Consider the following 26241-nt stretch of genomic DNA (forward strand, 5'->3'; position numbering starts at 1 on the left):
ATCGTTTCCTCCTCGATGGCGAGCCTTTGGCTTCCTGCTTTGAATCTCCATAAATCGTGTCGGCTCTTATTTGCTAATGTGTTATCATATTAGCATACTAAAGTGTTTTTGTAAAGGGGAAAATGAAAATTATTTCCTCTTCCGTACTTCCGAAGTTATTTTCCCGCAGCCTTTCCATGGTGGTGGAAGTGTGGTATCATGGTTTTTAGAAGAATGGAGTGAACGTAATGAAAATAGTAAGTCCTAAAACATTTATCGTTTCATTACTGCTTGGAATACTTGTTCTCTATAAAGTGTTGTCCATTGATGGCTTTACCGACATACTGTGGATTATCCTGATGGGATATTGGACCATAAGGGGAATGGAGGTTGCATTTTCACAGGAGTCGGCTGTTTTAATCTTTGCAGCGGGCTATGCAGTGTGGATTGCTCTGTATATTTCAAAGCATAAGAAAAAAGCGGTTGAAACCGGAAGTTGGGAAACTGGAAAATTAAATGCCGATAATGAACGGGCATGGAAGCTCTCAGATCTTTGTCATAATGTTATATATTTTATTGCCGCTGTGTTTCTGATCTTTTATTTTATTTTCGGGGATCCGATGATTTATATAAATAATTACAGGCTGAGGACAGCATTAGTGAAGGAATGGTAAGCCTGATATTTATGAATCACAGCAGAGTCGTTTCCAGTGTATGCAGATATCCTTCGTCTACAGGGTATTCATTAAATCTTGCTGTTAATGCTGCTTCTGATTTTGATCAATATGATAACTATTCAAGGATAGATTATGGAGATTTAATCGAGTTTGAAGTAACCCTGGAAGATGGAATTGTTAATCTGACAGCTGCTAAACCGGATATTTAGAGGGATCCGCTGCGTATGAACCGTGGTAAAAATTTAAGGATGAGGGAATGAAATGAACGAATGGAATAAAGCTCAGGCAGGCTATTTATATGACGCCAACTATGACAGGGAAGTTGTGGAAAACAGAACGAAATGCGCTGATCTGTGCTATAAATTTAATCAGTGCAAACCATCGGATACAAAAAAACAGGCGGAAATTATAAAGAAAATAATTGGATGTATTAAAGGAGACTTTGTAATTACAGCGCCCTTTTACTGCGACTATGGGAGCAATATAACGATTGGGAATAATTTCTACACAAATCACAACTGCACAATATTGGATGGGGCTAAGGTTACCTTTGGCGATAACGTATTTATTGCTCCTAATGTTGTTTTTTCAACAGCTGGTCATGCCATAGATGCAGGGCAAAGAGCAAAGGGACTGGAAATCGCACTTCCAATTACTGTCGGTGACAATGTATGGATTGGTGCAAATGTATCTGTGCTGCCGGGAGTTTCGATCGGAAGCAATACAATAATAGGTGCTGGAAGCGTTGTGAATAAAGATATACCTGATGGAGTAATTGCCGCAGGCGTTCCCTGCAGGGTAATTCGCAGAATAACGGAGAAAGACAAGCAAAAATATCCAGAGTATATAGAAATATAGCGAATTTTCTGGTTTACGGAATTGGGAATTGACTGGGCTGAAAGCTAAAATAGAAACAGGAAAGTCGAAAGTTGTAAGGTGACAGTGAAAATGAAATGTACAGTATTTTATGAGAGTTGGCAGCTGAAATGCTGTGGTAAAGCTTTTTCTATAGGTGATATAGTGAAGTGGTTCGTTTATAAAATAGAACGTGAACAGATACTTGCCCCTGTAGACCTCGGAACGATTGACTATTGTTATGAAGCTCATGATGAAAATTGGGAAAAATTATTTGTTCGAAAGGCTTTGAAAAGAAAATCGAAGATATGAGAGCAACAGGGTATATTGTTGAGTTAAATGAATGTTCAATCAGACATTCCAAACAGGAAGAAGTTACATTCAAATAGATTCCGTTTTTGAAGCTGCCTTTTGGGTGCAGTATAGTCTGTAATATCTTAGCGTTTCTTGATGTTATTATGTGGTATGATTTATAAGTAAAAAACAACAAATTGGAATTTTCACATATAAAATGGGAGTGGACAAAATGAGAATAAGTGGCATAAAGTTTAGAGAGACTTTATTAAGTCAAATGAAGGACTATCTGGATGGAAGAATCACGAAAGAAGAATATTACAATCAAGCAGAACCCTTTTATACTGAATACGCAAATACTTATGAAAATCCACTGTTTCACAAGTGCTTTATGGATAAAGTTCCAGACGCTTGTTTGCTTTATATTGATGAGCCTGGGCTTACTCCAGAAATAAAAGAATCGAGATTCCATGAAGCATTGCAGGAAGCGTATGTGACCTTGGAGAAACTGTGATGTGGCGTAGAGATTTTAATATAGTTGATTAAAATAATAAGGGACAGATGATACAAGAGGACATCATATTCCAGCTTATCAAATAATCAATCAAAGGAGAAAACCGTATGCCCAAACACATTTTAGTAATCTCTACAAGCCCAAGAAAAGGCGGCAACTCAGAGACTCTTGCAAATGAATTTATCCGAGGAGCAGAGGAGTCAGGAAATCAGGTAGAAAAGATATGTTTATACGATAAAACCATCAGCTTCTGCAAAGGCTGTCTGACCTGCCTGAAAACCAGAACATGTATTATCCATGATGATGCAGAAATCATTGCACAGAAAATGAAAACAGCAGATGTGCTGGTATTTGCCACTCCGGTTTACTATTATGAAATGAGCGGACAGATGAAGACCATGCTGGACCGCGCAAATCCGCTGTATGATTCTGATTATCAGTTCCGGGATGTTTATCTTTTGGCAGCGGCCGCGGAGGATGAGGATACCGCAGTTGAGGGAGCCGTACACGGACTTTCCGGTTGGATTGCCTGCTTCCCCAAATCCCGTCTGGCAGGAGTCGTATTCGGCGGCGGCGTTGGTGCAGTTGGTGAAATTGCAGGAAATCCAGTTCTTGAAAAGGCCTATGAAATGGGAAAAGCAGTCTGCTAAAATCTATGGAATATACATAGAAAAATGGATGCCGCAAAGTCCGGGCGGCATCCTCTTTTTCTTATATAGTGGTATTTATGCTAATCCTGATATACTACCTTTCCCTCACAGATGGTATACTTCACCTTTCCTGTCATAGTCCGGCCCAAAAATGGGGTGTTGGATGCCTTTGATGCAAACTGATCTGCCGTCCATGTTTCATTTTCATCAAAAATAACAAGATCCGCAGGTGCGCCCTCGCAGATCCGGCCACAGTCCAGCTTGTATAATCTGGCCGGGTTTAAGCTCATCTTTTCCATCAGGTCCAGCAGGTTCAAATGGCCAGGCTTCACCAGTTGTTCAATTCCCAGAGAAAGGGCTGTTTCCAGCCCGATAATGCCGCTGGGAGCTTCTGTAAGGGGCTTATCCTTCTCCTCCTTACTGTGAGGCGCATGGTCTGTAGCGATCAGGTCAATGGTTCCGTCCTTTAAGCCGGCAATCAGCATCTGGCGATCCAATTCCGTACGCAGAGGAGGATTCATCTTCGCAAGAGTTCCGTGTTCCAGCACTGCTTCCTCGGTAAGCGTAAAGTGATGAGGCGTTACCTCAGCCCACACATCTGCCCCCAGCTTCTTTGCCAGACGCACCAGCTCTACGGAATAGCCAGAGCTGATATGCTGAACATCGATCCTGGCTCCTGTTTCCAGAGCGATCATACAGTCTCTTGCTACCAGGGAATCCTCTGCCAGAGAAGGGGAACCATAAATCCCAAGCTGATCGGATACAGCGCCATGGTTGATGCCGTTTTCACGGATAAATGATTTATCTTCCTCATGGAAGCTGATTACTGTATCCAGTCTGGCGGCCTCCTCCATAGCCTTAAGCACAAAGGGGCCGTCCATTAAGGGGATTCCGTCATCGGTAAAGCCGGCGGCTCCTGCAGCCAGCAGGCCCTCCATATCGGTCAGTTCTTCGCCCTTAAATCCCTTTGACACAGCGGCACAGCTGAGTACATGGATTCCTGTCTTTTTCCCCTCTTCAAGAACATAGCGCAGCGTTTCCTCATTATCAACTAACGGCTTTGTATTTGCCATACATACTACAGTAGTAAAGCCTCCTTTGGCAGCTGCAGCCGCTCCTGTATGAATATCCTCTTTATAGGTCAGGCCCGGATCTCTGAAATGGACATGAACATCCACCAGACCCGGAGCCGTCACCAGACCCGTTCCATCGATTATCTGTTCATATTCCGCTTCTGTTCTTCCTCCCAGCGTATCCGGAGGGCAGATTTCTCTGATGATTCCATCCTCAATCACAAGATCTGCTCTGCTGTCTGTCTTTCCCGCCGGATCCAGTACCCGGCTTCCCTTGATAAGTATCATATAACTGTTTCTTCCTTTCTTTTCCGCAATTTATACTATAACTGAAAGCTTTCCCCCTGACAACGAATTTCCATAATCTTTTCTGCATAGTCAGCTGCACAGGGCAGAGTCTTAAAACGCTCTGTCACGCCAAAATCTCCCCAGAAATGCATGGGAAACACAATATCAGCTCCCACCATATGCATAAAATCATCCATTCCCAGATAAAAGTCCTTTCCCTGCCGGGGATCCAGCAGCATAAAAGCCACATCAATATGATTTCCAGCTATTTTCAGAAGTTCACTGTGAAATGCTTCGCTCATTCGGAAGTTATATTCCTCCGGTTCACCCTCCCAGACCCAGTTATTCAGATCTCCTGCGTGATAAAGAACCTTTCCCTCTGCTTCAATCAGAAAGGCTACTCCCTCATCTGTAGATTTAAATGCTTTGACCGTTACAGGCACCTTTTCTCCTGTCTCCTTCTGAAAAGAAAATTCCTCTCCCGGCCCCAAAAAACTGGTCCGACACAAAAATTCCTCCGGAACTCTTTTTCTCCAGATATCGTCCGAAAGGACAAACCAGATTTTGGGATGATTCTCTGCCAGATCAAAAATTCCAGGCGAGAAATGATCTCCATGACGATGGCTGGCAAACACAATCAGCAGCTGATCTTGTCGGATTTCAGGGATCTCTCCCTCAAAATAATCAAAGAGCAACGCAATCTGCTCCATTTCCACCAGAAAACTGCTGTGGTGGATATAGGTAATCTTCATATTCTGCCTTCTCCTTTCGGATTATTTCACATAAAAACGCGGAATGTGTCTCATTACAAGCCTACCGCAACACACATTCCGCGTCAATACTTTATTACAGTTCCTTTCCGCACTCCGTACACATGCCGGCTACTGCCGCCATAGCTGCCTCATCCTTCTTTACCATTTCATAAAGCCGGTAACCGCCGCTTAAATTCCAGGTCTTAAACCCAGCCTGATCCAGAATTCTCTGGGCCAGATAACCTCTTAAGCCGATCTGGCAGGTGATATATATATCCTTTTCCCGATCAAGCTCACCCATGCGTTCTCTTAAGGAATCCAGAGGAATATTGATAAACCCTGGTATCATACCTCTCTGGCACTCTTCCGGGGTACGCACATCCAGGCGCACTGCATCTTCCGGGATCTGATCCAGATCTTCCACATAGAACGGTTTCATAAGGCTCTCTATTACGTTTCCAATTACATATCCAGCCATATTTACCGGATCCTTTGCTGATGAGAATGGCGGAGCATACGCTAACTCCATCTCCTGCAGATCAAAGCCTGTAAGGCCAAAGCGAACTGCATTTGCCATATCATCAATACGTTTGTCTACACCCTTTCCGCCTACAATCTGTGCACCCAGAATACGGCCTGTATCCGGCTCAAACAAGGTCTTTACTGTCATCATCTCACCGCCGGGATAATATCCAGCCTGAGAAGCAGAAGTGGTGATTACCTTACAGAAAGCACGTCCCTGAGCCTGCAGGTTTTCTTCCTTTTCACCTGTCACAGCCACCGTAAGACCGAAAAATTTCATGATGGAGGTACCCTGACTGCCCCTATAAGCCGTTTTTCTTCCACAGAGATTATCTCCAACAATACGCCCCTGCTTATTGGCCGGGGAAGCCAGAGGAATCAGGACCTGTTTTTCGCTTACGATATGACGTACACTGGCTGCATCACCCAGAGCATAGACATCAGGCGCACTGGTTTCCATGTAGGAATTTACCAGGATTTCCCCTCTGGCTCCCAATTCAATTCCGCTGTCCTTTAAAAATCCGGTATCAGGACGTACTCCTATACTTAAGATAACCATATCAGCCGGGATTTTCCTTCCGTCCTTTAAGATTACTCCATCCTTGTCCATAGCAGTACAGGTCTGGCCCAGATAGAGGTCAATTCCCTGCGCGCGGATATAATTATGCACCTGATGAGCCATATCCATATCAATGGGGGGCATCACATGAGAAGCACCCTCTACAACTGTTACATGCACACCTCGTTCTGCAAGATTTTCTGCCATTTCCAGACCGATAAAGCCTGCTCCGATCACCGCACAGCTTCTGGGCGCAGTTTCCTTTATGTGGTCGTAGATACGATAGGTATCGGGAATATTTCTCAGGGTAAATACCTTATTTTCCTCGATTCCGGGAATTGCAGGACGGATGGGAGCTGCACCGGGAGACAGCACCAGACGGTCATAGCTTTCCTTATAGGTTTCCTCCCCATGACGTACTGTTACCGTCTTACCTGCTGTATCTACCGCTGTAACCTCACTCTCTGTCCTCACGTCCACATTAAATCTCTGATGAAAACGCTCCGGTGTCTGCAGCTGCAAAGCCCCCTTATCTGTGATCACTCCTCCCACATAGTAAGGAAGGCCACAGTTTGCATAGGAAATATACTGCCCCCGTTCAAACATGATAATCTGTGCGTTTTCATCATTTCTGCGAAGTCTGGCTGCTGTGCCTGCTCCTCCTGCCACGCCTCCTACGATCAATACCTTCATATAGAATACCTCCTTTTTTATTTTTTCTCCAAAAGCCGTCTCACGTCTGCCTCCTGTTCATCAAACAACAGTTCTTTATTATAATGGTAATACCGCTCGCACTCATATTCCTTTAAAAACTCTATGCTGCAAGAACCTGTATTTAATGAGGTAATAAAAATAACCATCTCCTGACCATTTCCAAAGGCCGTTTCCATAAAGTCAAATGCGTGTTCCAATGCTTTCGCGCAGGCCTCCTTCTGATTCTCATAGCTGTCGCTGCGCTCCATAAACTGCTCTCTGGTCCACTGCCAGGCCGCTTCTGCCTCATTTAAAGAAGCTCCCTTCATCTCCTGAACCCAGCTTTCTAACCGGGCAGCCACTCTGCGGTACCGCCTGTCCTCTCTCCGGTCTGACAGCCCGCTGTCCTTTCTGTGGATTCTGGTAAGCTCTGTCTCTTCCGCCACACTGGCCAGACGCACAGCCGGGACTACATCCTGAGAACAATCCAACTCCCATTTAAATTCCTTTAAACGGGCCATCAAAAGTTCCATTTCCGCCTTATTTTCATAAAGCTCCCGGAAACCGTCCGTCAGCTTTGCAAGGAGCAGATCCACAACGCTGAGGCGCTCATCAAAAGGCGCCCGCTCCAGCCTTGTACATACCTCTTCCCGGATCACTCCTTTTAAGATTTCCTCTACCTGATACTCATTCTGATATTTATAATACAGTTCCAGGTAATTGGCAAAATCCTTTGCAACCGCCGGATGCTGGAGATACTGCCCTACCACTTCCCGGTCTGCCCTTTTATCCAGATGTTCATAGACTGTAATGAGCTGTGACAGATCTTCCCAGCCTCTGGGCGTAACAAACCGCTTTCCATCCACGGTGGTCTCTACCTGGCAGAAATACTGGGGACGGATGTCCAGATAGGATAAAACGGCCGGATGGATATTCTGCGCATAGGCATATTCCTTCCATACCTTCAGATCCGGCTCTACGGTAATTTTTTTGATTCGATCCAGTGTTACCACGTCAAATTCCCGGACAGATTTATTGTACTCCGGCGGGTTTCCCGCTGCCACGATGATCCATCCCTCCGGTATCTTATGGGTTCCGAAGGTTTTGCACTGAAGAAACTGCAGCATGGCAGGAGCCAATGTCTCCGATACGCAGTTGATCTCGTCGATAAAAAGGATCCCTTCCTTAAGCCCTGTATCGCGGATCCTGTCATACACCGAAGCCACAATTTCGCTCATTGTGTACTCCGTCACCGCATATTCCTTTCCTCCGTAAACCTTATGTTCAATAAACGGAAGACCCACGGCGCTCTGCCTTGTATGGTGGGTAATGGTATAGGCAACCAGACCCAAACCGCATTCTCTGGCAATCTGCTCCATGATCTGGGTTTTTCCCACTCCCGGCGGGCCGATCAAAAGCACCGGCCGCTGGCGGATGGAGGGGATCACATATTCTCCGCAGTCATCCTTTAAAAGATAGGCTGCTGCGGTATCCTTTATCTCTTCCTTGGCTCGTTTAATATTCACTCTCTGTCCTTCTTTCTCTTCGAATCTCCCCCCGAAATCTCCATAAGCTGCTCCTCCTCCAGAACCACCTTCATTGCCCAGGCAGGCACTGATTCATCGGAATATAAATGTTCAATAAATACAAAGGCAGCATCATAAACCGGAGCCTGAACCGGATAGATTCCTTTTCCATCCGTAAAGTAGATCAGTCCCCGAAGCCTGTCTACCTCTCTTTTGGCCCGAAGCTCATTTACATATTCAAAGGCCGGGCGGAAATCCGTTCCTCCAAAGCCAGTGATCTGAAAATGCTCCATATAAGCCTTTAGATCCTCTGCACATTCAATCAGCACATCCGACTGCACCTTATCGTCACACTGCAAAATATGAATCCGTATCTTTCTGAAATAAGTATCTGACTCAGAAAGCACATCATATGTCTCCTCTAAAAACCTCTGAACCAGTTCCCCGGAACAGGACATACTGGTGTCAATAACAATCACAAAATCCTCAATCCGAAATACCTCTTTTGTTTCCAGAGGCTCGATCAAAGGCATATTTCCATAAAGGGACATTCCATAGGAATAAAAAACCGGATCAAAAGAGTCCGGATCCACCTCAATTTCCTCTTTAAGCACAGAAAAACGCCGGAGAAACTGACGGTAATCGTACCGCTCCCTGTTTTCTGCCTGAAGCATATCCTGAAGACTTTCATTTTCCTGTGACTCATCCCGAGAACCCATGGTTTCCATCTGAGTCTGCATTTTTTCCCGTTTATCATTCCACTGGTTCTGGCGTGTAATGGCCTGACGGGAATTTTCATCCTGTTCCCAGAGATCATGGTCGTCCACCTTAAATTCTGCCTGAAGCTGTCCCAGTCTCCGTTCAGAAAGCTCCATCCGGCTTAAGGCCCGGTAAATGCGCTCTGCCGTAAGAACCTTACTGCCGGTTCTTCCCTGTTTGGGAATACCATCTCTGCCATCCAGCCTTTCTGTCTGAATTTTGTTTTTCTCCTCCGGCTCCTCCATCTGCCGTTTCAGGCGCAGGTAGGTTTCGCGGCGAAGAGGGCTTTGAGGCACATGGACGCATTTCTGGTACAGGCCGTCGATCACCGCTTCCATCGCAATATCGCAGGCCAGATCCCACAGCTCCTTCTTTCGCCCCTTTCTTGTATACATATGGCAGAACAGGCAGTGAAACACCATATGCAGATAGGCACGGTTGACGCATACACGGCCCTTTTTATAGAGGTTTAAAAGAAATTCCGGATCATAAAAGATCACCGCCCCATCTGTGGATATACCATTCCGGCCCCAAGCTGCCTCAAACCCCAAGCTGCTTAAGGACACATCCAGAAAGTGCATATTTACATACAGCTCGCTTCTGGCCTGATACAAGATCCGGGTACAGATTCCAACCGTATCCAGTTCCTGAAGCTGTCTCTCTCTTACGGGATCAATCATAAAGAACCTTCTCCATCAGACGCTCCGGCCTCCATCTGCGGCGCCTGGGCCTGCTCTGTCATCAGCCGGTGCTCTTCCTTAAGTTCCTCATACAGCTTATAAAAGCTCCATCCGCAGTTGTGCTCCGTCACAATGGCTTTTAAAGCGATCTTAGGCACCCCGGCTTTTCTTAACTGGTATAACAGGGTGTCGATCCGGCTGCTGGTAAAATCCTTCATCACCAGCATCTGTTCCGGGATCACAGGAAGAGGAGCGCTCGCGTTCTCCTGCTCCTGAAAGCCCGGCATGCCGGCCAGACAGCCTATGGTTTCCATGACCTGTTCCGGTTTTACATTGCGGATTTTCACACCCATACGCACCAGAACGCTCTTCATCATCATTTCATGCTTTTTCATTCCGGGATCATTCGTCCCATAATATAATACAAGCTCCACTGTCTTTCTCCTTTCCTGAGTTTCCTCATTTTACGCTGTGCTCTGGCAGTTGGTGTACAGGGCGACTTTGGAGGTCATTAGAAAATCTTAGAGGATTAAATTTTTCGTTAAGAGTCATATCAAACCTGTTTGAGCGCAGCGAGTTTTTGATATGGCTCTTGTTTTTAGAAAAATTTCAGCCTCTTAGTTTTTCTTATGACCGGAAACCGGAGCCCAGAACACCAGACTCCAGAGCACGGTGTAAAATGAGGAAACTCAAACCTTCGATTTATTTAAACAGCTCCTCACTGTCCAGCATCAGCGTAAAGGGACCGTCATTTAAAAGCTCCACCTTCATATCAGCGCCAAACTGCCCTTTTTCCACCACGTCCGCCTGTTCCCGGCACCGGGCCAGAAAGTGCTCGTAGAGCTTTTCCGCCATCTGAGGTGCTCCTGCCTTTACAAAGCTGGGGCGGTTGCCCTTGCGGCAGTCTGCATAAAGGGTAAACTGGCTGATTACAAGAAGCTCTCCGCCCACATCCGCCAGACTTAAATTGGTTTTTCCATTCTCATCCTCAAAAATACGCAGGCGGCAAATTTTGTCTGCCATCTTTTCCGTCAGCTCTCTGGTATCCCCATCAGCCACGCCCAGAAGAATCAGAAGGCCTTTTCCAATTCTTCCCAAAAGTTCTCCGTCTACTGTAACACTTGCCTGGGTCACTCTCTGAACGACTGCTCTCATTTTCTCTCGTCCTCCTGTGTGTGATACATTCTCATCCTCTCCTGCACTTCTCCCGCGTTTTGCAAAGCACCGAAAAAAGAAAGAGCCAGCCGGTTCCATAAGGCCGCCGGCTGGCGCAGGTTTTATTTTTTCTCCCGAAACTCCGGGCTATTCTTCCTGCTGGTTTTTCGCAAAAGCTATGATGGCCTCATTTAATGAAAACATCTTTTTATCCAGCATATCTACCATATCCGCACAGTCTTTTAATTCCATCAGAAGGTTCTCCGGAGCGTTTCCTTCAAACTTATAAGCAATTTTGTGCTCTAAACTGGCCCAGAAATCCATGGCAACGGAGCGGATCTGGATCTCCACCTTTGTTTCCACGGCTCCATCTGAAAGGTAAACCGGCACAGTTACTACCATATGGTAGCTCTTATATCCGTTGGGCTTTGGATATTTGATATAGTCCTTTACATGAAGAACCGTAACATCTCTCTGCCCTGCAATAATCTGGGCGATCTGATAAATATCGGATGTAAAGGAGCAGATAATGCGGATACCCGCAATATCGCTCAGATACTCCTGCATATTTTCAATGCTTACCTCACGCCCGTCCTTTTTCAGTTTATTTACAATACTGTCCGCTGTCTTCAGCCTTGATTTAATATGCTCAATCGGATTGTAATCATACCTGTTTATGAACTCATTATTTAGGATTTCAATCTTTGTATTCATCTTTTTTAAGGCTGAATCATAGAGAAACATCACAGAACGCCACTGGTCGATCTGTTCGTTCGTTTTGGGGATATTGATCATTCCTATCCCTTCCTCTCCTACAGCTTCAGTCCCTTTAACAGATCCCCCAGGCCTGTAGTGGCTGAAGCGGTCTCTTTATAATTGAATGTTTCATGCTCTTCACGCGCAGTCTCCTGCTCGGCCAGAACCTTCATGCTCAGGCTGATCTTTCCGTCTGCAATGGAAAGGATCTTTACCTTTACGGTCTGTCCTTCCTTGAGAACAGCTCCCGGATGCTTGATGCGCTGGGTACTGATCTGAGAAATATGCACAAGTCCGTCTACGCCCTCTGCCAGCTTCACAAAAGCGCCGTAATCCTTTAAGCTGTCTACGGTACCCTCTACTACATCACCCGGCTTAAACTGAGCCAGACGCTCTTTGCGGGCCTCTTCCCTCTTCTGGCGTTCCACCTGACGGCCAGACAGAACCAGTCTCTTCTTTTCCGGATCTACTGTAATGATCACAGCCTCCACATGCTTGCCCTGCCAGTCCTCCAGCTTTTCTACATAATCCGCTGACAGCTGAGACGCCGGGATAAATGCTCTTACCTCATCTACAAAGGCAACAACCCCGCCCTTTACAGCCTCGGAAATCTTTACCTTGAGAACGGTCTTATCCTCCATCATCTGAGCAAACTCAGCCCACTTCTGTCCTTCAGCGCTGTCGTCCTCCGGCATATCTCTTCTCTGATCCAGAGCCGCATAGGAAGCCTCCAGTTCAGCCGCATAATCCTCCATGGTTTCAACAGGCTCCTCTGCCTTAACCTCTGTCTCCAATTCCTTATTCATGTCTTCGCTCATGTTCTTCTCCTCACCTTCCGCTTTTCATTCCCTGTCTCAGTCTGTTTTGATCCTTTCAGACTGTCTGGATATTCAGCTTTTTACATTATATCAGCAAACCACCTGATATTTCTATACTTTTTCAGAAAAATTATTCCTGTTTTTTATTTTTGCTGTTTTTTCCTTTGTACCGGAAAGTTTCCTGTGCTATATTTTAGGAAGAACACTTGCATTTATTTCATAAGGAGGATATTTTCATGATCGATCTTTTAGATCTTCATACACATACCATCGCCAGCGGCCATGCCTACAACACGCTTTATGAAATGGCCCAGTCCGCTGCCGAAAAAGGACTGGCCCTTTACGGCTGTTCCGAACACGCTCCCGCTATGCCCGGAAGCTGCCACAAATTCTATTTCAGTAATTTTGACGTGATCCCCAGAGTGATCCGTGGAATCCCGGTTTTAATGGGAACCGAGCTGAACATTCTTGATCATACAGGACGAGTAGACTTAGAGGATCATTACCTGAAAAAAATAGATTACGCGATTGCCAGCCTCCACACCCCCTGTATCGACAATCACGGCACTGTATCCGACTATACAAATGCCTATCTGGGCGTCATGGAGAACCCTCTGATCCACATCATCGGCCATCCCGATGATTCCCGCCTGCCTGCCGACTGGACCGCAGTAGCTGCTGCGGCTGCAAAGCATCATAAACTCCTGGAACTCAACAGCCACTCTCTTGCTCCCAACTCTTCCAGAAAAGGTGCCAGAGAAAATTATGAACAGCTGCTGACTGCCTGTATGCGCTATGGGACCTCTATCATTATAGACAGCGACGCACACTGTGAAAATGATGTGGGAAACCACGAAATGGCCCACAGGCTTTTAGCTGATCTCCATTTTCCCGAGGAACTGGTAGTAAATACCTCTCTCTCAAAAGCCGCAGCCTTTATCCCGTCTCTGGACCGGCTTTTAAAGGAAGAACCGGAGCTTTTTTATAACGCATTATCTCATCCTCAGGGAGGAAACAACCGAACATGATCAACTTTTTAAATCTGGAATACTTTCTGGCAGCTGCCGAAGAGCTGAATTTTACGCGGGCCGCCAAACGGCTCTATATTTCCCAGCAGTCCTTAAGCAATCACATTTCCAATATGGAAAAGGAATTTGACGTTGTCCTTTTTAACCGCACCTCCCCGCTGACTTTGACCTATGCGGGGCAGGCCCTAAAGGTTCGGGCCAGAGAACTTTTGGATTTAAAGGATGAAACCTACCGGGAAATCGCTGATATCAAGGATTTCTCCACCGGCCAGCTTTCCATCGGCGTTTCGCACACAAGAGGCCGTTTTATCCTGCCGGAAATCCTTCCTACCTACCAGTCTGAATTTCCGGGCATCGAACTTCATCTGATCGAAGGCAATTCAAGCGAACTGGCAAATGACCTCCTCCATGGAACCATCGACCTGATGATCGATCTGCTTCCCTTTACGGCAGAAAATGTAGACACCGTACCCATCTGCCAGGAGGAGATCCTTCTGGTGGTTCCGGATGAAGTCCTGAAAAAAGCCCATCCCGATGGGTGGGATGAGCTTCGCAAAAAGATGGAGCAGGGCGCCGATGTACGTCTCCTTGAAAACTGCCCCTTTGTACTTTTAAATAAGGGAAATCGGGTGCGCACCATTGCAGATGAAATTTTTGAAGATGCTCAGGTAACTCCCCATATCGTTCTGGAGACGGAAAACATAGAAACGGCACTTGCACTCAGCGTCAAGGGAATGGGGATCACCTTTTATCCCCGGATGTTCATGTCCCCGGATCATGCCGCAAATACCAACAAAAATCCCCTGACCCATCAGACGGGGCTGAATCTCTATCCATTAAACTACTCCCGGGCCCACGGCACTCTGGGGCTGGGCTACCACAAGGGACACTATATGTCCAGGGCAACCCATGAGTTTATCAGGATTGCGTTGGAGAGGATTCCTTACAAGAATGACTGAAGCTGATGTTTTTATCTGTTTTGCCTTGACATCAAAAGCAGAACTCCTTATAATATAAACAGTAATTATTATCATTATTATATTAGAAGGAGACGCCTATGAAAGTTTTAAAGTATAGCCGTCAGAGGGAAGCCATCAAAGCCAGCTTGATGAACCGGTGCGATCATCCAACGGCAGACGCCCTATACGCCAGCATTCGGGAGGAATTTCCCAATATCAGCCTGGGAACCGTTTATCGGAACTTAAATCTGCTGGTGGAGACGGGCGAGATCCGTAAATTAAGCTGCGGAAGCGGAGCAGACCACTATGACGGCGATGTATCGCCCCACTACCATTTTGTATGCAGAGAATGCGGCCATGTCTATGATATGGATATTCAGGAAATGGATGAATTAAATGCAGCAGTCCAGAGCCATGCGCCGGGACATATTGATTCTCATTCCATTCTGTTTTTTGGCCAATGCCAGTCCTGTATGGATATGGAAAATCCAAAAAAAGATCAAAAAACTATTGACAAAACAGCATAAATCATTTATATTGATATCAGTAATCATTACTATTATCGATTCGCAATGTTAACAGGGTTCCGGGGCATCCCCGGTTCCCACACACTATATAATAAAGGAGATCAAGACTATGAAGAAATGGGTTTGTACAGTTTGCGGTTACGTTTATGAGGGTGAGCAGGCTCCTGAGAAATGTCCTCAGTGCGGCGTTCCTGCTTCCAAGTTCAAGGAGCAGGCTGCTGATCAGATGGCTTGGGCTTGCGAGCATGAGGTTGGCGTTGCTCAGGGTTCCCCTGAGGATATCATGGCTGATTTAAGAGCTAACTTTGAGGGCGAGTGCTCTGAGGTTGGTATGTACCTGGCTATGTCCAGAGTCGCTCACAGAGAGGGCTATCCTGAGATCGGCCTGTACTGGGAGAAGGCTGCTCTGGAAGAGGCTGAGCATGCTGCTAAGTTTGCTGAACTCTTAGGCGAGGTTGTTACAAGCTCCACTAAGAAGAACCTGGAGATGAGAGTTGCTGCTGAGAACGGCGCTACTGCCGGCAAGTTCGACCTGGCTAAGAGAGCTAAGGCTGCTAACCTGGATGCAATCCATGACACTGTTCATGAGATGGCTAAGGATGAGGCTCGTCACGGAAAGGCATTTGAAGGTCTGTTAAAGAGATACTTTGGCTAATTAAAATTCGATAAACCTGATATCTGAGAGGGAAAGGATTCGTCTTTTCCCTCTTTCTTCATTTTCCAGCATCCATGCTGTATACTGTTATTTCCCTCCTCTTCGCCTTCCATCACCTGATAGACAAACGTTCTGTTTGGGGTTACAATAGAATTGGTGGATCGTGATATATGCGTTTTCACTGAACATATCATTTTTCAGCGCCTCATCACTCCTTTATGGCGCTACAGGAGGTTTTTTGTGAGTCACTCAAGTACAACCCATCGGGATTCCTGGAAGTCCAACTGGGGGTTCGTCCTGGCCTGCATCGGCTCTGCAGTAGGCATGGGCAATATCTGGATGTTCCCCACCAGGGTCTCAAAGTACGGAGGCGGCACCTTCTTGCTGCCCTATTTTCTTTTTGTAATCATCATTGGTCTTTCCGGCGTCATCGGTGAAATGGCATTCGGGCGGGCCACCCGTTCCGGCCCCATCGGAGCCTTTGGCCAGGCCATAGCAAGCCGCGGAAAAAATCCCAAGATCGGACAGGCGATCGGCTATCTTCCCGTGATCGGATCTCTGGCTCTGGCGATTGGTTATTCTGTCATCGTTGGCTGGATCCTCAAATACGCTGCAGGTTCCCTTACCGGCTCGGTGCTGGCCCAAGCAGATATTGAAGGCTTCGGACAAGCCTTTGGGCAGATGGCAGCTCCCTTTGGCAATAACTTCTGGCAGACTGTAGGCATCGTAATAACCTTTATCATCATGGTCTGTGGTATTTCAGGAGGGATTGAAAAAATCAATAAGGTTATTATGCCCCTGTTCTTTTTCCTGTTTTTGGGGCTGGCTGTATATATGGCTTTCCAGCCGGGAGCGGCAGAAGGATATCGTTACATCTTTCGTATTGAACCGGAAGGACTGGCAGATCCCATGACCTGGGTTTTTGCCCTTGGACAGGCATTTTTCTCCCTGTCTCTGGCAGGAAACGGCACTCTGATCTACGGCTCCTATTTAAAAGACAGCGAGGATGTTACCAGTGCAGCCAGAAAGGTGGCTTTTTTTGACACCATGGCAGCTCTTCTTGCAGCCCTTGTTATCATTCCCGCCATGGCTACCACCGGTTCTCAATTAAATGAAGGCGGTCCCGGACTTATCTTTATTTATCTGCCCAACCTGTTTAAATCCATGCCCGGAAGCCGCATCCTGGTAATCGTTTTCTTTACAGCCGTATTTTTTGCCGGTATTTCATCCATTATCAACCTGTTTGAAGCTCCTATTGCCACTTTGGAACAGCATTTTAAACTGAGCCGCCGTGTATCTGTCACTATTGCTGCGTCGCTGGCTCTCGCAGTAGGCCTTTGCATCCAGGGAATCGTATCCGGCTGGATGGACTTCGTTTCTATCTATATCTGTCCATTGGGCGCCGGCCTGGCAGGAATCATGTTTTTCTGGGTATATGGCAGCGATTTTGCAAAAAAAGAAGCGGAAAAGGGCCGCCCAAAACCCCTTGGTCCCTGGTTCCGCTTTATGACCGCCTATGTCTTCTGCGGACTTACCATCGCAGTATTTATACTGGGAATTATCTTCGGAGGCATTGGCTGATACAAAAGAGAGGTATCTAAAATGAATCAATTTCCATCACAGGGACAGACGGGATCAGCTTCCAATGTCCCTGCAAATCCCCTGGGCACTCTGCCTATTAACCAGCTTTTAGCCCGCTTTGCCATTCCCAGCATCATAGCCATGCTGGTCAGTGCCCTGTATAATATCGTAGATCAGTTTTTTATCGGCCGCAGTGTGGGAATGCTTGGAAATGCTGCTACCAATGTTGCATTTCCTCTAACCATCACCTGTACCGCCCTTTCCCTGATGTTTGGCATCGGCGGCGCAGCTAACTTTAATCTTTCCATGGGCCATGGCGAACGGGAAGATGCTGCCCGTTATGCGGGAAATGCTGTTTTTATGCTGTTTTTTACAGGATTGATCCTCTGCCTGGGAGTACGCTTATTTTTAAAGCCTCTCATGATAGCCTTTGGAGCCACAGCAGAAGTTTTAGATTACTCTCTTGTATACACAGGCATTACTTCCCTTGGTTTTCCATTCCTGATCCTTACTACTGGAGGCTCTAACCTGATCCGGGCAGACGGAAGTCCCCGTTTCTCCATGGTCTGCACACTTACAGGCGCACTGATCAACACGATCTTAGACCCTTTGTTTATCTTTACTTTTCATATGGGAATGGCCGGTGCTGCTCTGGCAACCATTATCGGCCAGATTGTATCCGGTATCATGGTAATCATCTATCTGACCCGCTTTAAAACAGTCCATTTGACATTTGACTACCTTCGTCCCATTCCTTCCCACATTAAAGCGATCATATCCCTGGGAATGGCACCCTTCTTTAACCAGATTGCAATGATGGTGGTACAGATTGTTATGAATAATGTACTTCGCTATTACGGCGGACAGTCTCATTACGGCAGTGAGATTCCTCTTGCCTGTGCCGGGATCATCAGCAAGGTAAACATGATCTTCTTCTCCCTGGTCATCGGTCTTTCCCAGGGACTGCAGCCCATTGTCAGCTTTAACTACGGAGCAGGAAAATACCGCCGTGTACGTTCCGCCTATCTGAAAGCGGTATGTATCGCCACCTGTATTTCCTCTGTATCCTTTTTATGCTTTCAGCTGATCCCCAGACAGATCATCTCCATTTTCGGTTCAGGAAGTGAGGAATATTTCCGCTTTGCAGAGCAGTATTTCCGTATTTTCCTTTTCTTTACATTTTTAAATGGCCTTCAGCCCATTACGGCCAACTATTTTACCTCCATTGGAAAGGCAGGTACGGGTATATTTATATCCCTCACACGCCAGATTATCTTCCTTCTGCCTCTAATCCTCATTCTTCCTATGTTCTTAGGAATTGAGGGCGTTATGTACTCGGCTCCTGTGGCAGATCTGATGGCCGCTGTTTTGGCAGTCTTCTTTGTGTCCAGAGAGCTAAAGCGAATGAAACAGATGGAGCATCTGTCTGAAACATAAAATCCACACAGCTCCGACAGTATCATTGTATATCTGCCGGGGCTGTATGGATTTTACATTTATCTGACTATAGCTGTTTTAAAAGCTGTTCATACCGTTCCCGGTTTTCCCTGGGAATCTTAAGGGCATCCATCGCCTGACCGGAGGACCAGCTCATGGTCTCCATCAGATTGCGGATGGAGGAAAGAAGACCATGTTCCATGCCCTGTTCCAGCCCCTGCTCCAATCCTTTTTCCATTCCCCTGTCTTCAATTCCTTTACTAAGATTACACATGAGCGATACCTCCCGTTCTAAATCCCTTGTCATCTTAACTGAAAAATCTTCCTCTAAAATATGTTTCTTCTTCTGCGGATCCTGCTCATCAGAAAGAAGGACATCTAAAAGCTTTATAATACCTGAATAATGTTCATTCTCTGAGTCTCCCAGACAGATTATAACTGCCGTCATCAGGTCATAATTTTCCTTCTTCTCCTTTTCCTCTCCTACCATGCACTCTTCTGTAATCGAATATCGGTTAATCGTATTTTTCCGCCGTTTAGGTGGATTCATACAGATCCAGATCGAGTAAACCTTACATATCTTTTCATAGTGTCCATCTGTAAATTCCGAATCGTATCGGAACCATTCGCGGACCGTTCATCCGAATTTACTGCTGTATGGGCAATCTGCGGTTCCTCTTCAATATAATACTCTGCAATGTCCTTAACACTGCATTCTCTATATTCCTCAATACAGCTTTTCATAATCCAGGCTAAAATCTCTTTATTAGCCAGAAGCCGTTTACAGGCCGCGTCATAAGATGCCTTATCTGCAGCAAAATCCAGATTTCTTGCTAAAGTATTTTCTGTTTTCACTTGCCTGCGTCCCCTTTCAACCGTTTTCCTTCTTAAATTCTACCATACTATCAATATCCACGCCAGACTATGAAAACGAAATTTAAATTTTTTAAAAAAACTGTTGACAAAACAGCATAAATCATTTATATTGATATCAGTAATCATTACTATTATCGATTCGCAATGTTAACAGGGTTCCGGGGCATCCCCGGTTCCCACACACTATATAATAAAGGAGATCAAGACTATGAAGAAATGGGTTTGTACAGTTTGCGGTTACGTTTATGAAGGTGAGCAGGCTCCTGAGAAATGTCCTCAGTGCGGCGTTCCTGCTTCCAAGTTCAAGGAGCAGGCTGCTGATCAGATGGCTTGGGCTTGCGAGCATGAGGTTGGCGTTGCTCAGGGTTCCCCTGAGGATATCATGGCTGACTTAAGAGCTAACTTTGAGGGCGAGTGCTCTGAGGTTGGTATGTACCTGGCTATGTCCAGAGTCGCTCACAGAGAGGGCTATCCTGAGATCGGCCTGTACTGGGAGAAGGCTGCTCTGGAAGAGGCTGAGCATGCTGCTAAGTTTGCTGAACTCTTAGGCGAGGTTATTACAAGCTCCACCAAGAAGAACCTGGAGATGAGAGTTGCTGCTGAGAACGGCGCTACTGCCGGCAAGTTCGACCTGGCTAAGAGAGCTAAGGCTGCTAACCTGGATGCAATCCATGACACTGTTCATGAGATGGCTAAGGATGAGGCTCGTCACGGAAAGGCATTTGAAGGTCTGTTAAAGAGATACTTTGGCTAATACTTCCATAATCATTACACACTCTCCATTCATTATAACAGAGATTATTACAGCTCCGGCACATGCACTGCCGGAGCTGTTTTTCATTAAATTAAAACAGCGCCCGCAACAGAATTTCCTCTGCCGGAGCGCTGTTTTCAAAACATATTTATAATCGGGATTGTAAGTCTTTACACTCCCATCTTCCTCTGAACAAACTTTACAACTTCCATAATCGGAATGATCAATACTGCCAGTCCCAGAGCAATAATATACTCATGGAAATCAATAGGAGTAAACTCAAATGCCTTTGCAAGGAACGGAACCTCGATTACTGCGGTTGTAAGAATCAGGGATACGATCATTGCACCGTAAAGGAAGGTATTTCCGGTCTTCATGGTGAAGATAGAACCTCTGCGGCTTCTCATATTCAGAGAGTGGCAGATCTCAACCATGGACAGGGTCAGGAACGCCATTGTTGTTCCGTCAGGGCTGTTTACAAATTCCCAGACGCCGCTTTCAATATAATGGCCTATGATATAGGAAACCATTACAAGGATCGTTACAACAAAACCCTGGAAGAATACGTCAAATCCCATACCGCCGGCAAAAATGCCTTCTCTCGGGTCTCTTGGAGACTGCTTCATAATGTCAGCCTCGCTCTTTTCCATACCCAGAGCCAGAGCAGGGAAACAGTCTGTGATCAGGTTGATCCACAAAAGATGTACCGGCTCCAGAATCGTAAAGCCGATCAGCGTTGCAAAGAAGATTGCCAGCACCTCTGCCAGATTGGAGGCTAACAGGAACTGAATCGCCTTACGGATATTTGCGTAAATGCGGCGTCCCTCTTCTACTGCGGATACGATTGTTGCAAAGTTGTCATCTGCAAGAACCATGTCTGCTACATTTTTGGTTACGTCTGTACCCGTAATACCCATTCCCACACCGATATCCGCACTCTTGATAGAAGGAGCATCGTTTACGCCGTCACCGGTCATAGCTGTAATACGGCCCTTTGCCTTCCATGCATTTACAATGCGTACCTTATGCTCAGGCTGTACGCGGGCATAAACGGAGTATTTTTCAATATCTGTCTTAAACTGCTCGTCGCTGATCTCATTTAACTGAGCGCCTGTAATCGCCTGGCTGGCATCCTCGATGATTCCCAGCTCCTTTGCAATGGCTACCGCTGTATCCTTGTGATCACCGGTAATCATAATAGGGCGGATTCCTGCCTCACGGCACTCAACGATTGCCGCCTTTACCTCAGGACGTACCGGGTCGATCATGCCGGAAAGTCCTACATATACCAGATCCTGCTCCAGATTGGAGGCGTCTGTATTCTCAGGCAGTGCCTTCCATTCTCTCATGGAACCGCAGAGTACGCGGAGCGCCTTATCTGCCATGGACTTATTATTCTTTAAAATGCTGCTGCGGATTTCGTCGGTCATTTCCACGATCTGTCCGCCCACATAGGCCTTTGTACAGCGTTTTAATACTTCATCCGGAGCGCCCTTTGTAAACTGGATGAAACGTCCGTCCGCAGTCTGATGAATGGTTGTCATCATCTTACGCATGGAATCAAAGGGAGCCTCAGCCACACGGACATATTCCTTTTCCAGCTGATCCTTTGGAAGTCCATTCTTTGCAGCATCATTTACAAGAGCACACTCGGTAGGTTCTCCCACTGCCTCGCCGCTGTCAGGGCTTAAGGAAGCATCGGAACAGAGCGCCATAGCAGTTTCCAAAAGCTTCTCATCATCTGCCACATGCTCCACAACAGTCATCTTATTCTGTGTCAACGTACCCGTCTTATCCGAACAGATAATCTGTGTACATCCCAGAGTCTCTACTGCAGTCAGCTTACGGATAATGGCATTTCTGCGGGACATATTTGTAACGCCGATGGAAAGCACGATGGTAACAACTGCAGCCAGACCCTCAGGAATTGCCGCTACTGCCAGAGAAACAGCTACCATAAATGTACTTAAGATCGTATCGCCGGTAATGCCTTCTGCGCTTCCCTGTGCACGGAACAGGCCTACTGCAAAGATAACCACACAGATTCCCACAACCAGCATGGTCAGGAACTTGCTCAGCTGATTCAGCTTGATCTGGAGAGGTGTTTCCTCATCCTTAGCCTGAGCCAGGGCATCTGCAATCTTACCCATTTCCGTATCCATACCGGTCGCTGTGATAACAGCTTTTCCACGGCCGTATACAACGGTGGAGCCCATGTATACCATATTTTTGCGGTCGCCTAAAGGTACGTCCTTTTCACCGCCCAGATTTAACACCTGGATAATCTTGTCTACAGGAACGGATTCTCCGGTAAGGGCCGCCTCCTCGATCTTCATGCTGGCGCATTCAATAATACGGCCGTCCGCAGGAACGGAATCGCCTGCTTCCAGAATCACTACGTCACCCGGTACCAGCTCTTCACTCTTTAATGTAACAAGCTTTCCGTCACGCAGCACCTTACTGGTAGCTGCCGCAATTTCCTGCAAAGCTGCGATTGCCGCCTCTGCCTTGCTTTCCTGAACAACGCCCAGAACTGCATTGATAATAACTACCGCCATAATGATGATCACATCTGCAAAGGACTCACCCTCGTAGTAAGCGGTAATACCTGAAATAACAGCTGCCACGATCAGAATAATGATCATGGGATCTGCCAGTTCATCAAGAAATTTCTTAAGAAGGGAATCTTTCTTTCCTTCCTTCAGCTTATTGTGCCCGAATTTTTCCAGACGGCTGGCAGCTTCCTGAGAAGAAAGTCCCTCTTCTGAAGTATTCTGCTCCTTCAGCACATCCTGAATACTGGACAGGTACTCTTTCATTGCTTTTTCCTCCTTATTATCATATGGAAGTGTCTCTCTCATCATTCCCGTACTGCAGGTGCACTATACATCTGTCTCACAGGCGCATCTGTGCATTTCCATTTCATTGGTGCAAACAAAACGAGACTTACCAGAAGTCCTCCCCTCTGCTGAGAAGACTCCCGATAAGTCTCGCCATTTAAAACCAAGCCACGGACACGCTCCGATGCTGTTGACTTCGCTACACGGTTCCCGGCCTGAAAACTGCCGGTCAACTGCGCTGACTACTCCCTTACTGCCAATAATGCTATCACGGACATGGGAAACTGTCAAGATTCTATTTTCAGGAGTTTTTATGTTCCTCTAAAAAGCGGTCAATTTCTTCCCGTACAGGCATAGAAAGTGTTGTCCCCATCTTCTGTACGGATAATGCAGCAAGACCACTTGCAAAACGGACTGCCTCCCATATATCCCTGCCTTCTGAAAGTGCAGCCAGAAGGCCTCCGTTAAAGGCGTCACCTGCTCCTGTGGTATCTACTGCTTCCACCTTAAAGCACGGAATAATTTCCTCTCTTCCTCCGGATGAAACAAACACACCTCTTGAGCCAAGAGTAATCAGAACCTCTTTAACACCTCTGTCATAAAAATAGGCTGCTGCCTTTTTCGCAGACTCCAAATCTTTTACAGGGACTCCCGTAATCTCTTCTGCCTCTACTTCATTAGGCGTTACCATATACGCTTTTGATAAAAACTCATCTGTAACCGGCGCATAAGGAGCTGTATTTACAATCACCTTACAGCCATGTTTACATGCCAATTCAGCTACAAGCTCATTGGCCTCTTGATTTACCTCCAGCTGCAGCAGTACATATTCTGCTTCCTTAAGCACCGCTTCAATGTTCTTTACTTCCTCTTCTGTTATAGTACTGCACGCTCCGGGAACAATGATAATCTCATTCTGGCTGGTCTTTTCATCTACTAAAATCAAAGCACATCCTGTTTCTGTATCATCCGTTACAAACATATGAGACGTATCCATCTGAAGCTCTCTCATCGTATTGAAAGCAACCTCTCCAAAACTGTCCCGTCCGACTTTCGATATCATAGTTACATCGGCGCCTGCTTTATGGGCGGCAACTCCCTGGTTAAATCCCTTTCCTCCCGGTCCCATTTTAAAAACGGAACCCTTTACCGTCTCTCCCGGTACAGGAAGACGAGGGCTTCTTGCCATCAGATCTACTACAAAACTTCCAAAAACCGCTGCCTTACTCATATTCTTTCCTCCAATCCCCAATATCATTCTTTTGATTTGTCTGTCCCCTATCGTACCTTCTCTCTGATTTCCAGCGTCCTCTCCAGCCCCGGATACAGCACTCCCGCAATCACCAGTCCGCTGATCCCCTGGATCCCATTGGCAGGGAGACTCAAAAAAGCGGCTGCCGGACCATAGAGAAGGCTTTCACAGAGAAAGTATCCGCCTGTCACCAGCAAAATATCTGTTATGCCACCATACAGCACTGCCAGCTTCCCGCTTTTTCCTTTGCTCACTCCATGACAGTATACCACAGATGTGACTACAGCCACAAGGCCTTTGACCACGAATGTAATGGGTACATAAATAAAATATCCGCCCAGGAAATCAGCCATACAGGAGCCAATTCCCGCGGCCAGAAATGCAGCCACCGGATCCAGAAAAATCCCCGACAGGATTACCGCGGCATCGCCCGGATGAATATATCCTCCGGTACCTGGTGTAGGAATTCGGATTGCCATGGTAAAAACACAGCTCAGTGCTGCAAACAGGGCAGCTGCTGCCAGATTTTTTACAGAATTATTCCGCATCATACGTTCCTCCTTGCTTTTTCATCATTTCCCGTATTATAGCAGAATTATGGACTGGTTAAAATAACCATTTTAGTTATTTTAAACCAGTCCAGCTCTGTATTTCCTATTATCTTTTCATCCCTGTCTTTGCCACGTTTTTCATCCTGTCCATACAGTGCTCAAAAAAACTCTTATACGCCTGACAAAAATAGTTCTTATAATAATTGCTTCCCTCCACAGGATCCCTGTAGCGCTGGCATCCGCCCCGGCAGAGGAAGAAATAGGGACATTCCCGGCACTGGGGATCCAGCTGGTGGGAGCGCTTTATAAAGCCAGTCTCCTGACGACGTTTATCCATCTCTTCCATCGTATTCTCATTGAAATTCCCCAGACGGTATTCATCCAGCATATAAAAATCACAGGGATAGACACTTCCGTCCGCTTCTACCACATACTGGATCCCGCACTCGCCTCTCTGGTCGCAGGCCTCAGGGTAATACCCCATCAAAAGGGCAATGTAATTTTCAAACTGGCGGATATAGGGCTGACGGTTTTTCTGCCAATCCTTATACCAGAGATCAAAGAGCCGGGTGAGGAATCTGCCATAGGTCTCCGGCGAAATAGCATATTCTGTCTTCTGATGGCCTTCGCCCAGAGGATCCAGACAGGCAATATACTGCTGATAGTTCCAGCCTCTGCGGCTGTACGCCTTATAGATCTCATCTATCCCTGCAGCTGTTTTTTCTGTCACAACCGTAAGAATATTATACTCCACGCCATAAGCATCCATAAGCGCTGCAGCTTTTGTCACCACATCATAAGTTCCGCTGCCCTTTTTATCATGGCGGCAGGCATCATGGGTTTCCTTCGTTCCGTCAACCGAAAGTCCTACCAGAAAATGATTCTCCGCCAGAAAACGGCACCATTCTTCATCCAGAAGATACCCGTTGGTCTGGAAGGCATTATGTACCTGTATTCCTCTGCGGTTATACTTGTTCTGAAATTCTACCGCTTTTCGGAAAAAGTCCAGCCCCCGCAGCGCAGGCTCTCCCCCCTGATAGGCATAATTAACCTGTCTCCGGGCATGGACCATTGTCCTGCGAATCACATTTTTTAATGTTTCCTCAGACATAAAACCATAGGATTCCTGCTCTCTTTTCTGCATTTCATCACAGTAAAAGCAGTAATCACAATGCATATTGCACATTCCCGATGAAGGCTTCATCAACACGCTCGAATCCGGCATCTTTCT

Annotated in this window: 27 protein-coding genes; 12 read left to right on the forward strand and 15 right to left on the reverse strand. The window is 46.4% G+C overall.

The features are described 5' to 3' along the window. The first annotated feature begins 227 nt into the window (after window positions 1-227). The 5 genes from WKT10_RS01770 to WKT10_RS01790 all read left to right on the forward strand — a co-directional run bounded on the left by WKT10_RS01770 (window position 228) and on the right by WKT10_RS01790 (window position 2969). Window positions 228-653, forward strand: a complete 426-nt coding sequence (locus WKT10_RS01770; RefSeq protein ID WP_066544869.1) for a hypothetical protein — start codon at window positions 228-230, stop codon at window positions 651-653. A gap of 264 nt (window positions 654-917) precedes the next feature. Further along, window positions 918-1514: a sugar O-acetyltransferase gene (locus WKT10_RS01775; protein ID WP_340275054.1), complete on the forward strand. Its 597-nt coding sequence runs from the start codon at window positions 918-920 to the stop codon at window positions 1512-1514. 90 nt (window positions 1515-1604) lie between these two features. Continuing rightward, window positions 1605-1823 (forward strand): DUF6578 domain-containing protein, encoded by a 219-nt coding sequence (locus WKT10_RS01780; protein ID WP_340275056.1) that lies wholly within the window; start codon window positions 1605-1607, stop codon window positions 1821-1823. A 214-nt stretch (window positions 1824-2037) separates the two neighbouring features. After that, window positions 2038-2319 carry a hypothetical protein gene (locus WKT10_RS01785; RefSeq protein ID WP_066544881.1) on the forward strand — a complete coding sequence of 94 codons (282 nt, stop codon included), beginning with the start codon at window positions 2038-2040 and terminating at the stop codon, window positions 2317-2319. A gap of 107 nt (window positions 2320-2426) precedes the next feature. Continuing rightward, entirely contained in the window at window positions 2427-2969 is a 543-nt protein-coding gene (locus WKT10_RS01790) for a flavodoxin family protein (RefSeq protein ID WP_340275058.1), read from the forward strand. Window positions 2970-3049: 80 nt separating this feature from the next. Here the strand turns inward: WKT10_RS01790 and WKT10_RS01795 are convergent, their stop codons facing one another. The 9 genes from WKT10_RS01795 to WKT10_RS01835 all read right to left on the reverse strand — a co-directional run bounded on the left by WKT10_RS01795 (window position 3050) and on the right by WKT10_RS01835 (window position 12550). Beyond that, the gene (locus WKT10_RS01795; RefSeq protein WP_340275060.1) at window positions 3050-4330 is read right to left on the reverse strand and encodes a dihydroorotase; all 1281 of its coding nucleotides are present in this window, start codon (window positions 4328-4330) and stop codon (window positions 3050-3052) included. Between the two features lie 35 nt (window positions 4331-4365). Further along, window positions 4366-5082, reverse strand: a complete 717-nt coding sequence (locus tag WKT10_RS01800; RefSeq protein WP_066544883.1) for an MBL fold metallo-hydrolase — start codon at window positions 5080-5082, stop codon at window positions 4366-4368. Between the two features lie 94 nt (window positions 5083-5176). After that, window positions 5177-6856, reverse strand: a complete 1680-nt coding sequence (locus WKT10_RS01805; protein WP_340275065.1) for an FAD-dependent oxidoreductase — start codon at window positions 6854-6856, stop codon at window positions 5177-5179. 17 nt (window positions 6857-6873) lie between these two features. Continuing rightward, window positions 6874-8382 carry an AAA family ATPase gene (locus WKT10_RS01810; protein ID WP_340275067.1) on the reverse strand — a complete coding sequence of 503 codons (1509 nt, stop codon included), beginning with the start codon at window positions 8380-8382 and terminating at the stop codon, window positions 6874-6876. Beyond that, window positions 8379-9821, reverse strand: coding sequence for a vWA domain-containing protein (locus WKT10_RS01815; RefSeq protein ID WP_340275069.1), 1443 nt, complete (start codon window positions 9819-9821; stop codon window positions 8379-8381). Before WKT10_RS01815 ends, WKT10_RS01810 begins: the two co-directional genes overlap by 4 nt. Continuing rightward, window positions 9818-10216 carry a DUF3783 domain-containing protein gene (locus tag WKT10_RS01820; RefSeq protein ID WP_337933846.1) on the reverse strand — a complete coding sequence of 133 codons (399 nt, stop codon included), beginning with the start codon at window positions 10214-10216 and terminating at the stop codon, window positions 9818-9820. The genes WKT10_RS01815 and WKT10_RS01820 overlap by 4 nt, the downstream gene beginning before the upstream one ends. 307 nt (window positions 10217-10523) lie before the next feature. Then, a complete protein-coding gene (dtd, locus tag WKT10_RS01825) occupies window positions 10524-10976 on the reverse strand; it encodes a D-aminoacyl-tRNA deacylase (RefSeq protein WP_296036542.1) in 453 nt (150 codons plus the stop codon). Between the two features lie 147 nt (window positions 10977-11123). Continuing rightward, window positions 11124-11771, reverse strand: coding sequence for a GTP pyrophosphokinase (locus tag WKT10_RS01830; RefSeq protein WP_296036545.1), 648 nt, complete (start codon window positions 11769-11771; stop codon window positions 11124-11126). Window positions 11772-11788: 17 nt separating this feature from the next. Then, window positions 11789-12550 (reverse strand): S1 RNA-binding domain-containing protein, encoded by a 762-nt coding sequence (locus tag WKT10_RS01835; protein ID WP_066544902.1) that lies wholly within the window; start codon window positions 12548-12550, stop codon window positions 11789-11791. A gap of 236 nt (window positions 12551-12786) precedes the next feature. On the opposite strand from WKT10_RS01835, the gene WKT10_RS01840 reads away from it, so the two are divergent. From WKT10_RS01840 to WKT10_RS01865, 6 genes are all read left to right on the forward strand, one after another. Then, the gene (locus WKT10_RS01840) at window positions 12787-13578 is read left to right on the forward strand and encodes a phosphatase (RefSeq protein WP_337434177.1); all 792 of its coding nucleotides are present in this window, start codon (window positions 12787-12789) and stop codon (window positions 13576-13578) included. After that, window positions 13575-14537, forward strand: a complete 963-nt coding sequence (locus WKT10_RS01845; protein WP_317438639.1) for a LysR family transcriptional regulator — start codon at window positions 13575-13577, stop codon at window positions 14535-14537. Before WKT10_RS01840 ends, WKT10_RS01845 begins: the two co-directional genes overlap by 4 nt. 98 nt (window positions 14538-14635) lie before the next feature. Then, entirely contained in the window at window positions 14636-15064 is a 429-nt protein-coding gene (locus WKT10_RS01850) for a Fur family transcriptional regulator (protein ID WP_066544904.1), read from the forward strand. 109 nt (window positions 15065-15173) lie between these two features. Continuing rightward, window positions 15174-15719 carry an NADH peroxidase gene (locus WKT10_RS01855; RefSeq protein WP_066544923.1) on the forward strand — a complete coding sequence of 182 codons (546 nt, stop codon included), beginning with the start codon at window positions 15174-15176 and terminating at the stop codon, window positions 15717-15719. A 240-nt stretch (window positions 15720-15959) separates the two neighbouring features. Beyond that, window positions 15960-17300 (forward strand): sodium-dependent transporter, encoded by a 1341-nt coding sequence (locus WKT10_RS01860; protein WP_066544916.1) that lies wholly within the window; start codon window positions 15960-15962, stop codon window positions 17298-17300. A gap of 21 nt (window positions 17301-17321) precedes the next feature. Further along, entirely contained in the window at window positions 17322-18737 is a 1416-nt protein-coding gene (locus WKT10_RS01865; RefSeq protein ID WP_340275076.1) for an MATE family efflux transporter, read from the forward strand. A 67-nt stretch (window positions 18738-18804) separates the two neighbouring features. Here WKT10_RS01865 and WKT10_RS01870 read toward each other — a convergent pair whose 3' ends face one another. After that, entirely contained in the window at window positions 18805-19287 is a 483-nt protein-coding gene (locus WKT10_RS01870) for a hypothetical protein (RefSeq protein WP_340275078.1), read from the reverse strand. Beyond that, complete coding sequence (locus WKT10_RS01875; protein WP_340275081.1) at window positions 19284-19592, reverse strand: hypothetical protein; 309 nt, start codon at window positions 19590-19592, stop codon at window positions 19284-19286. The genes WKT10_RS01870 and WKT10_RS01875 overlap by 4 nt, the downstream gene beginning before the upstream one ends. A gap of 229 nt (window positions 19593-19821) precedes the next feature. Here WKT10_RS01875 and WKT10_RS01880 point away from each other — a divergent pair, with 229 nt between their 5' ends. After that, window positions 19822-20367 (forward strand): NADH peroxidase, encoded by a 546-nt coding sequence (locus tag WKT10_RS01880; RefSeq protein ID WP_340275083.1) that lies wholly within the window; start codon window positions 19822-19824, stop codon window positions 20365-20367. A gap of 170 nt (window positions 20368-20537) precedes the next feature. On the opposite strand, the gene WKT10_RS01885 is transcribed toward WKT10_RS01880, so the two are convergent. The 4 genes from WKT10_RS01885 to WKT10_RS01900 form a co-directional block, all read right to left on the reverse strand. Continuing rightward, the gene (locus WKT10_RS01885) at window positions 20538-23186 is read right to left on the reverse strand and encodes a cation-translocating P-type ATPase (RefSeq protein ID WP_081422856.1); all 2649 of its coding nucleotides are present in this window, start codon (window positions 23184-23186) and stop codon (window positions 20538-20540) included. A gap of 322 nt (window positions 23187-23508) precedes the next feature. Further along, on the reverse strand, window positions 23509-24438 hold the full coding sequence (rbsK, locus tag WKT10_RS01890) for a ribokinase (protein WP_066544945.1): 930 nt from the start codon (window positions 24436-24438) through the stop codon (window positions 23509-23511). 47 nt (window positions 24439-24485) lie between these two features. Beyond that, window positions 24486-25010 carry an ECF transporter S component gene (locus tag WKT10_RS01895; RefSeq protein ID WP_417045498.1) on the reverse strand — a complete coding sequence of 175 codons (525 nt, stop codon included), beginning with the start codon at window positions 25008-25010 and terminating at the stop codon, window positions 24486-24488. A 106-nt stretch (window positions 25011-25116) separates the two neighbouring features. After that, on the reverse strand, window positions 25117-26235 hold the full coding sequence (locus WKT10_RS01900) for an anaerobic sulfatase maturase (RefSeq protein WP_066544951.1): 1119 nt from the start codon (window positions 26233-26235) through the stop codon (window positions 25117-25119). Window positions 26236-26241: the final 6 nt, after the last annotated feature.

The sequence above is a fragment of the Enterocloster sp. HCN-30185 genome (genome assembly GCF_037890305.1).
Classification (GTDB): Bacteria; Bacillota; Clostridia; order Lachnospirales; family Lachnospiraceae; genus Enterocloster.